This window comes from Pararhodospirillum oryzae (assembly GCF_007992075.1).
Lineage (GTDB): Bacteria > Pseudomonadota > Alphaproteobacteria > Rhodospirillales > Rhodospirillaceae > Pararhodospirillum > Pararhodospirillum oryzae.
The window spans coordinates 79,271-90,221 of sequence record NZ_BJZO01000002.1; the positions used below are offsets into that span (position 1 = coordinate 79,271).

At 65.2% G+C, this 10,951-nt stretch carries 11 protein-coding genes; 5 read left to right on the forward strand and 6 right to left on the reverse strand.

What is annotated here, in order from left to right; all coding sequences use genetic code 11:
* The first annotated feature begins 58 nt into the window (after positions 1-58).
* Entirely contained in the window at positions 59-607 is a 549-nt protein-coding gene (locus ROR02_RS00775; RefSeq protein WP_147162091.1) for an NAD(P)H nitroreductase, read from the forward strand.
* A 101-nt stretch (positions 608-708) separates the two neighbouring features.
* Here the strand turns inward: ROR02_RS00775 and ROR02_RS00780 are convergent, their stop codons facing one another.
* The 5 genes from ROR02_RS00780 to vnfD all read right to left on the reverse strand — a co-directional run bounded on the left by ROR02_RS00780 (position 709) and on the right by vnfD (position 5,480).
* The gene (locus ROR02_RS00780; protein ID WP_147162092.1) at positions 709-1,194 is read right to left on the reverse strand and encodes a NifB/NifX family molybdenum-iron cluster-binding protein; all 486 of its coding nucleotides are present in this window, start codon (positions 1,192-1,194) and stop codon (positions 709-711) included.
* A 26-nt stretch (positions 1,195-1,220) separates the two neighbouring features.
* Positions 1,221-2,099 (reverse strand): hypothetical protein, encoded by an 879-nt coding sequence (locus ROR02_RS00785; RefSeq protein WP_147162093.1) that lies wholly within the window; start codon positions 2,097-2,099, stop codon positions 1,221-1,223.
* A gap of 199 nt (positions 2,100-2,298) precedes the next feature.
* Entirely contained in the window at positions 2,299-3,687 is a 1,389-nt protein-coding gene (vnfK, locus tag ROR02_RS00790; RefSeq protein WP_147162094.1) for a V-containing nitrogenase subunit beta, read from the reverse strand.
* A 36-nt stretch (positions 3,688-3,723) separates the two neighbouring features.
* On the reverse strand, positions 3,724-4,065 hold the full coding sequence (gene vnfG, locus ROR02_RS00795) for a V-containing nitrogenase subunit delta (protein WP_147162095.1): 342 nt from the start codon (positions 4,063-4,065) through the stop codon (positions 3,724-3,726).
* On the reverse strand, positions 4,062-5,480 hold the full coding sequence (gene vnfD, locus ROR02_RS00800) for a nitrogenase vanadium-iron protein, alpha chain (RefSeq protein WP_147162096.1): 1,419 nt from the start codon (positions 5,478-5,480) through the stop codon (positions 4,062-4,064). The genes vnfG and vnfD overlap by 4 nt, the downstream gene beginning before the upstream one ends.
* Before the next feature lie 310 nt (positions 5,481-5,790).
* Here vnfD and ROR02_RS00805 point away from each other — a divergent pair, with 310 nt between their 5' ends.
* Entirely contained in the window at positions 5,791-6,600 is an 810-nt protein-coding gene (locus tag ROR02_RS00805) for a VOC family protein (RefSeq protein ID WP_147162097.1), read from the forward strand.
* A gap of 81 nt (positions 6,601-6,681) precedes the next feature.
* Here the strand turns inward: ROR02_RS00805 and ROR02_RS00810 are convergent, their stop codons facing one another.
* The gene (locus tag ROR02_RS00810; protein ID WP_147162098.1) at positions 6,682-8,328 is read right to left on the reverse strand and encodes a sigma-54 interaction domain-containing protein; all 1,647 of its coding nucleotides are present in this window, start codon (positions 8,326-8,328) and stop codon (positions 6,682-6,684) included.
* 429 nt (positions 8,329-8,757) lie between these two features.
* Here ROR02_RS00810 and ROR02_RS00815 point away from each other — a divergent pair, with 429 nt between their 5' ends.
* From ROR02_RS00815 to ROR02_RS16530, 3 genes are all read left to right on the forward strand, one after another.
* Positions 8,758-9,843, forward strand: coding sequence for a FecCD family ABC transporter permease (locus ROR02_RS00815; RefSeq protein ID WP_147162106.1), 1,086 nt, complete (start codon positions 8,758-8,760; stop codon positions 9,841-9,843).
* On the forward strand, positions 9,840-10,664 hold the full coding sequence (locus tag ROR02_RS00820; protein WP_147162099.1) for an ABC transporter ATP-binding protein: 825 nt from the start codon (positions 9,840-9,842) through the stop codon (positions 10,662-10,664). Before ROR02_RS00815 ends, ROR02_RS00820 begins: the two co-directional genes overlap by 4 nt.
* The coding region (locus tag ROR02_RS16530; RefSeq protein WP_218032737.1) for a hypothetical protein at positions 10,661-10,951 on the forward strand (291 nt) is incomplete at its 3' end. The genes ROR02_RS00820 and ROR02_RS16530, both read left to right, overlap by 4 nt.

Consider the following 10,951-nt stretch of genomic DNA (forward strand, 5'->3'; position numbering starts at 1 on the left):
GGGTTTCGCGGGGAGCATCGAAAAGCGTGTCCGCCTTTTGGTTCGAAGGACCCTTGCCTTGAATGCGCTTGAGCTTTTACTGGGGCGCCGCTCCTGTCACCGTCTGGTCGCGCCGGCACCGGGCGGAGAGGCCCTGGCCCTCATGCTGCGGGCCGCCCTGCGGGTGCCCGACCACAAGCGGCTGCGCCCGGTTGAATTCATCGTCGTGAGCGGGGAGGGCCTGGACCGCCTGGGTGCCTTGTTCGCCACGGCCGCGCGGGGCGCGGGCAAGGACGATGCCACGGTCGAGCGCGCCCGGCGCATGCCCCATCGCGCGCCCATGCTCGTCATCGTGGCCGCCCGGCCAAGGCCCGACGACACCGTGAGCGTCCTGGAACAGCAGATGAGCGCCGGGTGTTCGGTCATGGCATTGCAACTGGCCGCCCAGGCCCAGGGGTTCAGCAGCGTGTGGCGTTCCGGCTGGCTGATGTTCGACCGCGCGGTGCACGAAGGCCTGGGGCTTGGACCCGGCGACCAGATCGTGGGCTTTTTGTATGTGGGGACGGCGGCGGGCCCCCTGCCTCCCGCGCCCTCTGTCGATCCGGAGGCGTTCGTGCGTTATTTCTAGAGGTTGTCAGGAAAAGGCGGGCACCGCTTTTCCTGACAACCTCCTGGCCCCGGACGGGATCATTCCTGGCACTCAAGGCGTGATGAGGGAAAGGGGCGGCCTTACAGCTCCTGATCGTCAAGCGGCAGGCGGTTGCCGTCGGGGGCGCGCATGACCCGGCGCAGCCACAACGGCGCGCCCGACCCCATGAGGCGCTGGACCGAGGTCACCACCTCGTCGATGTCGCGCACCCGTTCGCTCTTGACCGGGAAGATCTGGTTTTCGTGAATGCGCACGGCGGCCAGGTCGCTCATGCCCAGGGTGAACAAAATGGAACACCCCTTCAAGGAGTCGATGCGCTCGGTCAGGGGATCGTGGCCGGTGCCGTCGTCGTCTTCCATGTCGTCCATGACGCAGGTGCCGGTCAGCCGGCCCATGCCGCCGCCGGGCGGGCGCCGGCCGGATTTGCTAAACGGAATCACGTCGATGAAATCCGCCTCGTCCCGGTTGATGTCGTAAAAAACCATCTGGCGGGCGGTGACGAAATTGGCATCGAGCTTGATCAGGCTGTTGGTGGTCACGGCGATGCGCAGGTGCGGGGTGTCCATGGCAGGGCTCCTTGGGCGCGGTGTCATCAGGTCATGGGTTGATTGGGAAGGACTTCCTCGCGTCCGAACCGGGCTTGGAACGCGGCCGGCAGGCGGGTCGGATCAAGGCTCCGCAGACGCCAGCGGCTCAGCTCGTCGCGGGGCAGGGCGCCTTCGTCCAGGGCCTCCACGGGCACGATGTGCACCGTGTCCCCCACCGGCAGATAAAAATCGATGGGATAGCGGGCCGCGTCGCGGTACATCGGCCCGATGTCGAGGATCAGCCGCTCCGGATCCATGTGGAAACGGGCGTTGTCGCAGTCGAAGCGGCCGTGCCGGTTGAAGGGCATGACCTGGCGGAACTGGTGCAAGGTCCGGTCTTCGTCGGAAAAGCGGCGGATTTCCCCGGTCAGGTCCGCGTACCAGGCCATCAGCATGGCCTCGACATAGGCGTCGGGGTAGGGCTGGGCCGGCGCGGCCACGGCGTAGGCCACCATGTCGACGGCAAGGTCCAGGCCGGCCTCGGTGAGGGCCAGGTCCAAGATGGTCTTGCCCGCCGGAACCTTGAGGATCACCAGCCCCTTGTGCCGTTCGGGGCGCCCCTCGGCCGACAGGGCGACCAGCCGCACCACCCGCAGCAGCCGGTAGACCTGGGCCAGGATCTTGTCGGTCAGCGTGGCGCGGGGCAGCGCCTTGTACCGCTCCCGGGTGCTGATGCCGTCCACCGCGCCGCCCAGGAAGGCGTCCAGCGCGAAAAAGGCCCGGCACGCGGGCGCCAGCCTGGCGGTCCAGGCCCGGGACTCATCCAGGACCGGAGGCGCGAAGCTCAACGCCGCCGGCTTCGAATACAGCTCCAGGTGTCGGTACTCGGGCCGGCGGGTGGCCCCGCCCAGGACGCCCGCCGCCAGAACCTGCACATGATCCATGACCCAGGACCCCAACGCGAAGGAAACAAGGAACCGGGGGGCCCAGAGTCCGTCAGCTTCAGAGGGAAGCGGACAGCCTCTGTATCACTTTGTTCGAGTTTGTCTTTTCGGAAAAAGCGGTGTCCGCTTTTCCCGGGCAAACTCCAGGCCCCCCGGGGTGAGAATCCGGGAGCAGGGGGCACCCGGATCGCTCAGGCGCTTACCAGGTGTTCAGGAGCCACTCGCGGTCCTTGTTGAACTCCATGTGGGCGAAGAAGGTGTTGGCAATGGTTTCGCCCAGCAGCATGGCGCCCTGGTAGCCCATGGTGGGATGGCGGTAGAGGCCGGCCCGGTCGAAGGTCGGGAAGCCCACGCGCACCATGGGAATGTTGTTGTCGATGGCCACGTAGCGCCCCTTCGAGTGCCCCATGATCAGGTCGATCGGGTAATCGGGGTTGGACGCCCGCTTTTCCAGCTCCCAGAGGTCGGCGTTGCACACCACCTCCATGTCCCAGCTGACGCGTTCCTTCATGGCCAGCAGGCGCGGATCCTTCTTCACCTTGTTGTTGTCGTCGCCGAACAACAGCAACACCGGCTCCATTTCCACTTCCATGCAGAACTCGGCCAGGCCAATCACCAGGTCGGGGTGGCCGTAGATCGCCACCTTCTTGTTGGCGAAGAACATGTGGGCCAAGTCCTGCAAGGCATCGATGGCCAGGCCGCGTTCGTGGACCAGCGAGTCCGGAATGGGCTTGCCGGTGATTTCGCTGATTTTTTGCAACATCGCGTCGGTGTTGGCGATGCCATACGGGGTCGGCACCACGTGCGCCGGCACCTCGAACTCGTCGTTCAGGTACTTGGCCGCCGGGGCGCTTTCATAGCGGGCCAGGGCCACCGATCCGAGGGCACCCGAGGCGTGCACGATGTCCTCGACCGTGGTGGCGCCGTGGGTCAGGATCTCCTTGCCCGGCAGCATGGGGGAGTCGAACGGTTCGGTATCCATGAACACCGTGGCGTCCACGTCCATTTCCCGCATGTAGCGCTTGAGCAGCGTCACGTCGCCCGGGTTCACCCAGCCGGGGAACAGGTTCAGCTTGCCGGTCGGCGCCACCTTGTGGGTGACCATGGTCTTGACCACCGCCGTCAGGCACTCGGCGTAGCCGCCGACCTGGCTGGCCTTGAAGCTGGGGGTGTGCACGGGCACCAGATGGATCTTGCGGTCGGGGAACTCCTCGCGCAGCAACTGGTTGCACTTGGTCAGGTTGCCCTCGATGTCGTCGCCGATGACCTCGGTCGAGCAGGTGGTAATGAGCGGGATCACCCGCAGGTCGGGGTATCGACGCGCCAGGGTCAGCACGCCGTCTTGGATGCGCTGATGGCCGCCGAACACGGCCGAGTCCTCGTGCAGCGAGGTCGAGGCGATGTCGAAGTTCTCCTTGAAGTGCTGCGCGAACAGCAGGCGGACGAACATCGAACAGCCCTGGCCGCCATGGACCAGCGGAATGCAATCCTTGATCCCGATCCCGGCGAACTGGGCACCGGCCGGCTGGCAGTCGTACATCGGATTGATGACGCCCGCCCGTTCCTTGGAGGTAATGACGCAACCCATGGGAAGGTTCCTTTTCGTCGTGGCCGCGAGTCGGGCTTAGTACAAGGAGTGATGAAGTTCGCCGTTCAGCGAACGGGTGATGGTGTAGTCCACCAGCCGTTCCTTGAGCCCTTGCATCAGGTCACGGATCTGGGCCGCGCCCGTGTCCTCGATCCACGGGAAGCGCTGACGGATGTCGGCCACCAGGATCTTGGCGTCGGCGTAGAACAGCCGGTCCATGGGGGTTTCCAGGTTCAGTTCCTTGCCGGTCAACATGTCGGTCGCGGTGTTCAACACGCCGTCGATGTTCTCCTGGCGGTCCCAGGAGCGGGAAAAGAACTGCCACAAGCACCGTTCTTGAACGTAGGTGAACAGCTGATCGAGCTTTTCGGTGTTCATTCCGCGGCCTCCCGGATGACGGTACGCGCGCCGCCCCGGATGTCGGTCGCGGCCAGCTTGAGAAGGGGATTTGACTTGGCGTTGTACATATCGCGGGCCATGTTGACGAAGCCCTCGAAGCCCATGTAGGGCCCGTTGTGGTAGGCGTGGCCGTTGATGTACGGAATGTGCATTTTCTTGATCAGCTCGCCGACCCGCGGGCCGGTGTAGATGATGTCCGGCTTCACAAGGTCGATGATCTCGAAGAACTCAAGCTCGTTGCCGTCGTCGATGTAGTAGGTGCCCGTGGAGCCGCGCGCGATCACCTTCTCAAAGTCTTCCTGGTGGCCGAACTTGGACGACATGGCCACCACCTGCACACCCAGGTCGTCCTCGACCGACTTGGTCCAGTGCCACAAACGCGGCCCCCCTGTCCATATCGCCATCTTCGTGCCGGTTAGTCTTTCCTTGTACCAATCAAGCTGCGGCTTCCATTTGGCGTATTCCTCGGCGATCAGGGCTTCGCCCTTTTCCTCGATCCCGAAGAAGGCACAAACCTTGCGGATGCCTTCGGCCATGTAGTTGAAGCCCCAGGTGTCGATGTCCAGCCGGGGAATGCCGTAGCGCTTCTTCAGTTCGTTCGCGATGTAGCCGGCGGAACGCGCGCAGTTGACGACGTTCAGTTGGGCCCGGTGCATGCCGCGCAGGTCGTCATAGTTGGCGTTGCCGGTGAAGTGGGCGATCACCTGAATGCCCAGGCGGTCCCAGTAGCGTTGCAGGACCTCGGTATCACCCTGGATGTTGTAGTCACCGATGAAGTTGATCGTGTACTTCGAGGTGATCTCGGGCTCGACGTTGCCGACTTTTTCGTTCACCCAGCCGATGTTCAGCACGTGGTGGCCCTTGGACTGGGACACGCCGGCGAAACCCGGGCATTCGCAGGTGAAGATATCCACGTCGGGGCGGGCTTCCATCACCTTCTTCGCCACCGCCTTGACGTCGTCGCCGATCAGGGCGGTCGGGCAGGTGGTGTAAACGAACATGCGCTTGATGTGCGGCATTTCGTCGAAGGCTTCGTGCATCGCCTTTTCCAGCCGCTTTTCGCCGCCGAAAACGATGTGGCTTTCCTTCATGTCGGTCGACCACACGTACTTCAGCTGAAAGTGGCCGTTGTCGCTGGGGTAGCGCTTGGTGTGCCACGTGTCATAGGCGCAGCCGATCGGGCCGTGGATCATCTGAATGGTGTCCTTGAGAACACCACCGATCACGAGCTTGGCGCCACAAAACGAACAGCCGCGTTCGGAAAGCGTGCCGGGAATGGTGGGCGCGTTGGAAATGGGCAGGAAATCGCGGGAATCCTCGCCTTCCACCTTCAGGTAAACGTGCTTCTCACGCTCTGGAATATCCTTGTCGCATGTCAGCAGAACCATGGGCATGGCTGGTCTCTCCTTTGTCGGGGCGTTGCCGGAACACCAGGCAACGGGCCACTCTCGCTTGATCGCGGGGAGCGCCAGAGCAAAAGCACACGCCGTGCCAACTCGGAAAAAACCCGGAAAACCGCCCCTCCTGGCCGTTCACGGCGCGCAAGACGCGAAAAGCCGGCCTCGTCCGTTCCCGTTGGTACGATTGATCCCTCAAGCGTACCAATCGGTGCAAGCCGGCGCGCCGGGGGCCCGGGGAAGCGTCCACCCGGGGGTGGCACGCGGGTTGCGTTGTCCGGCGTGTTGTTCATTCCGGAGAGTTGCCATGCTTGATGAGGCCCCCGTTTCCAGCGATCCCTCGGTGTCCGAAGCTCCCTCCTCCTTGCGCATCGCCGTGGCGAGCAAGGACGGCCAGCGCATCGATCAGCATTTCGGCCATGCCGAGGCCTTTTGGGTTTTCGATGTCACGGCCGAGGGCGCCACGCCCGTCGAGCAGCGCGTGATTGCCGATCATGCCCGGGAAGGCGAGGACGCCCGCGATACCGTGTGTCGCATGCTGGGGGACTGTCCCATGCTCCTGGTCGCGCGCATCGGGCCCAATCCACAAGAAAAACTGGCCCGGGCCGGGATCGAGGCCACCGACATGCTGGCCGGCCAGGCGATCGACGAGGCCCTGGTCGCCGTGTTCTCGGGGCGGGCGCGGGCCCTGGCGGCCACGGCGGCGCCGGTGGACGGGTCAACGTTCCGGCTGGTGCATTGCATGCTGCGGGTCGCCGATCTCGACCGCACGATTGCCTTTTACACCCATCACCTGGGCATGCAGGTGCTGGAGCGGCGCGAGCACCGGCGCAACCAGTTCTCCCAGGCCTACCTGGGCTTCGGTCCCCATTGCGCAATGAGCGTGGAGTTCGTGCAGAACTGGACGCGCGAAACCCCCTACGAGTTGGGCGATTCCTTCGGTCACATCGCCCTCGAAGTCACGGGCATCACCGCCTTGTGCGAGCGCCTGGCCGCCGCCAAGGTGCCCATGCCCCGCCCGCCGCGCGCCCAGCGCCACGGGGAAAGCATCGTGGCCTTCATCGAGGATCCGGACGGGCACCGGATCGAACTGATCCAGCGCGCGCCCGAGGAGTAGGGGGCTTTTGTTTCGTCAGTCCGGGGAAAATTCCCAAGAAACGAGCCAGGGAAAAAAGGGGGGCGTTTTGCCCCCCTTGTTCTATCCATCCATGACTTTTTCACGGGTTCGCCCCTGGGCCGATTTTCGGAAGCTCTTGTACGAAATGCCGTGTTTTTCCATGCGCAGGCCCAAAATGCGCCGGGTCAGGCCCAGTTGCTGGGCGGCTTCCGTCATGTTCCCGTTGTGGGTCTTGAGGGCCTCGACAATCATTTCGTATTCCACCGCATCAAGTTTGGCTTCCAGGGTATACCCGAACGTCGTCCCGGTTTCCTCGGGGGTTTGCAGCGAGGGCGGCAGGTTGTAGCCGTGAATGACCCCGTCTTCCGACAAGATCACCGAGCGTTCCACCACGTTTTCCAGTTCGCGCACGTTGCCCGGCCAGTGGTAGGCCATGAGCATGTTGAGGGCCGGGGTCGAAATGCGCTTGATCTCGCGCCCGGTTTCATCGGCGTAGCGGGTCACGAAGTGATCGGCCAGCAAGATAATGTCGCTACCGCGCTCGCGCAGCGGGGGTATGGTGATGGGAAACACGTTCAGGCGGTAATACAGGTCGTCGCGGAAGGTGCCGTCCTCAACCATCTGGAGCAGGTCGCGGTTGGTGGCGGCGATGATGCGCAGGTCCACCCGGACCGGGCGGGTGCCGCCCACCCGTTCAAAGGTTTTTTCCTGAAGCACCCGCAGCAGCTTGGACTGCATGGAGGGGCTCAGTTCGCCCACTTCGTCGAGGAACAAGGTGCCGCCATCGGCCAGCTCGAAGCGCCCCTTGCGCATGGCGGTGGCGCCGGTGAACGATCCCTTTTCGTGGCCGAACAGCTCGCTTTCGATCAGGCTTTCGGGGAGTGCCGCGCAGTTGAACTTGATGAAGGGGCCGTCGGCGCTCTGGCCGTTGTAGTGAATGGCGTTGGCCACCAGTTCCTTGCCGACCCCGCTTTCACCCAAAATCAGCACCGTGGCCTTGGTGCCCGCCACCTTGTGGATCAGATCGTAGACCTCGCGCATCGGTTTCGAGGTGCCGATGATGTTGGAGGGCTTGAATCGCTCCTTGAGGGCGCTTTGCAGGCGCCGGTTTTCGTTTTCCAGCCGCACCTTGTCGACGTTTTCCAGCAAGTACAGCTCGACCGCCGGCGCGATCATCGAGGCGATGGTCGCCAGCACCTCCACGTCTTGCTTGAGCAGGCGCCGGTTGATGTAAACCCGTTCGGCGCTGATGGTGCCCAGCACCTTTTTCTGGTGCACGATCGGCACGCAGATCAAGGAGGGATTGAGGTGGCTGCCGTCCCCGGTTTCGGTTTGCACCCGGGGGCCCACCCCCAGGCCGGGACGCCCGCGCATGTGAGGCACGATGATGGCCTTGCCGCTTTCCACCACCTTGCCGGTCAGGCCCTGGCCGGGCGAATAGAAGCCGTGCGCCTTGTCCTCCTCGCTCAGGCCGAAACTTTCGTGGATGAAAATGGTTTCCGAGGTGCGATCCACCAGGGTGACAATCCCCCGGTTCATTTTAAGCTGGGTCTGCATGACCTGCAAAATCAGGGCAAGCGAGGCGGCCAGGTCCTCGGCATCGGTGATGACGTGGCTGATCTTGAACAGGATCGGCAGCACGCCAACCCGACATTCCCCCGTGAAGCAATGGGTGAAGTCCGCCGTGATGTCCTCGACGTCTATATCAACCGTGTAGTGTATATCCATGTCGTCGCTTCCTTGATCCTGGCCCGTTTGGGGTCTGGGCCAGGGGGGAGGGTTGCAAGGCCCGGGCCGGGCAGCGCGTTGAAGATGCCTAAGTGGCATTGAAGCGCGCGATGGTTTCTCAAGCCGTCGTTATGGTGCCGAGGTTCATAACGACGTTGACAGGCCCCGTTTTCCCTCCCTACTCTTGGGAACGCAAGCGGATCGTGTGCCTTGTTTTCGACATCGGTGTTTTGTGCGAAAGCACGGAGCGCGCGAAAATCAATGGCCCGATTCAGCGTGTCGTTTACGGCATGAGCCGGTCCATCATCGTTGGTTTCCCGCGCCGTGCGCGAGGAGTCCGCCGGGAGAGCCGCTCATGATTTCTTCTTCCTCCGCCCTGCCGCCGCTGCCTTGCCCCCTGGGGGGCGGGATGCCTGTCGGGTGTCTTCCATGCTGAACGCGGCCGTGCGTGTCCTGGGGCCGCGCGTTCGCTCCGGTGCCGGGGCCTCCCCCCGGCCCTGGGAACGGCGCGCCCGCTGGGGCCTGCTGGGACTGGGGGCGGTTCTGGCCGCGCTGTTCGTGCTGTCCTTCACCGTGGGCCAGTATCCGGTTTCCCCGCTGGCCGCCCTGGGGGTTCTGGTCTCGCAGGCGGTGCCCTTGGATCCGTTCTGGCCGCCGCAGGTGGAAACGGTGATGCTGCACATCCGCCTGCCGCGCATCCTGGGCGCCCTGGTGGTGGGGGCCGCGCTGGCCACCTCGGGGGCGGCGTTCCAGGGCGTGCTGCGCAATCCCATGGTCGCGCCCGACATCCTGGGCGTGGCCTCGGGGGCCGGGTTCGGGGCCGCGCTCGCCCTTCTTCTGGGATGGGGGGGGCTCGCGTTGCAGGGCATGGCCTTCCTCGCCGGCCTGACCGCCGTGGGCATTACCTATGCCCTGGGCATGGGACGGTCCCGAAGTGGTGACGGCGTGTTGATCCTGGTGTTGTCGGGGCTGATCGTGGGCAACGTGTTCATGGCCGGGATCTCGCTGGTCAAGGTCATGGCCGATCCCAACAACACGTTGCCGGTCATTACCTTCTGGCTGATGGGCAGCCTCGCTTCCGTGCAAGGGGCCGATCTGGTCCGCGCGCTGGGGCCCATGGCCGTGGGCCTGTGCTTGCTTACCCTGGTGCGCTGGCGCCTGAACCTGTTGTGCTTTGGCGATGACGAGGCCCGGGCCCTGGGGGTCAACGTGACCATGACCCGCCTGGCGGTGATCGCCGCCGCCACCTTGATGACGGCGTGCGCGGTGGCGCTTTCGGGGGTGATCGGCCTCGTCGGGCTGATCGTGCCCCACATGGCGCGCGGGCTGGTGGGGCCCGATTTCCGGGTGCTGCTCCCGGCCTCGGCCCTGCTGGGGGGCGTGTTCTTGCTGGCGGTCGATGATCTCGCGCGGGTGATGACGGTGGGCGAGATCCCGCTCGGGATCCTCACCTCGCTGATCGGGGCGCCGTTCTTTATCATGCTGCTGGTGCGGGCACGCCGGGGGTGGGTGTGAGAGCCGCCCCCCTTCTGGAGGTCGAGGGGCTGGCCTGCGGCTATGGCGCGCGGGCGGTGCTCTCGAACCTGAGCTTCCAGGTCGAGGCGGGCGAGGTCCTGATGCTCCTGGGGCCCAACGGGGTGGGCAAGACCACCTTGTTTCGCACCTTGCTGCGCCTGCTGGCTCCCCTGGCCGGGCAGGTCCGCCTGGGGGGGGACGACGTGGCCCGCTGGCCAGCCCGACGCTTCGCCGCTCAGGTCGGCTACGTGCCCCAGGCCCACACGCCGCCCTTTCCCTTCCGGGTGCTCGACGTGGTCATGCTGGGCCGGGCCGCCCATCTGGGGCCGTTCTCCACCCCTTCGGAGTCCGATATCCGGGTGGCGGAAAGCGCTTTGGGCTCGCTGGGGCTGTCGGCGCTGGCCGGGCGGCCCTACACCCAGATCAGCGGCGGCGAGCGGCAACTGGTACTGATCGCCCGCGCCCTGGCCCAGGCCCCGGCCCTGCTGATCATGGACGAACCCACCGCCAACCTGGATTTCGGCAATCAGGTGGCGGTGCTCGATCGGGTAGGAGCCCTGGCCCGGCGCGAGGGCAAGGGCATCATCCTGACCACCCACGACCCCAACCACGCCCTGGCCCACGCCACCCGCGTGGCCGCCCTGGGGCGCGACGGCTCGTTGCACGTCGGCCCGCCCGATGAGGTGGTGACGGCCGCCTATCTGCATGCGACCTATGGGGTGCGCAGCCGGTTCCTGGCGCTGGAGGATCGCACGGTGTGCGTTCCCGTGCGCCGCGAATGGAACCCATGCGCTCCCCAGGTCTGCGGGGAGACCCCATGACCGGGGCGCGGACAGGGCGCTGGCGGGCACGGGGTCGGCACGGCGGGCGGGCGCTGGCCTTGGGGCTGGTCGCGAGCGTCCATGGCGGGGCCTTGTGGGCGGTTCAAAACGGTGTGCTGGGGGCAAGCGCCCGCCCGGTCGAGGCTTCCACCGCGCCGGTTTTGCAAACGGCCCTGATCGACACCCCCGCGCCTGCGCCGCCTGAGGTCGCGCCCGAACCCGACCCGCCCCCTCCTGATCCGCCACCCGAGCCCGAGCCGCCGCCCCCCGACCCCCCACCGGAGCCG

Excerpts from the sequence above, each read along its gene's own strand:
- ROR02_RS00780 (WP_147162092.1), bottom strand. The coding sequence starts at position 1,194 with ATGGACACCCCGCACCTGCGCATCGCCGTGACCACCAACAGCCTGATC.
- ROR02_RS00785 (WP_147162093.1), bottom strand. The coding sequence starts at position 2,099 with ATGGATCATGTGCAGGTTCTGGCGGCGGGCGTCCTGGGCGGGGCCACC.
- vnfK (WP_147162094.1), bottom strand. The coding sequence starts at position 3,687 with ATGGGTTGCGTCATTACCTCCAAGGAACGGGCGGGCGTCATCAATCCG.
- vnfG (WP_147162095.1), bottom strand. The coding sequence starts at position 4,065 with ATGAACACCGAAAAGCTCGATCAGCTGTTCACCTACGTTCAAGAACGG.
- vnfD (WP_147162096.1), bottom strand. The coding sequence starts at position 5,480 with ATGCCCATGGTTCTGCTGACATGCGACAAGGATATTCCAGAGCGTGAG.
- ROR02_RS00805 (WP_147162097.1), top strand. The coding sequence starts at position 5,791 with ATGCTTGATGAGGCCCCCGTTTCCAGCGATCCCTCGGTGTCCGAAGCT.
- ROR02_RS00810 (WP_147162098.1), bottom strand. The coding sequence starts at position 8,328 with ATGGATATACACTACACGGTTGATATAGACGTCGAGGACATCACGGCG.
- ROR02_RS00815 (WP_147162106.1), top strand. The coding sequence starts at position 8,758 with ATGCTGAACGCGGCCGTGCGTGTCCTGGGGCCGCGCGTTCGCTCCGGT.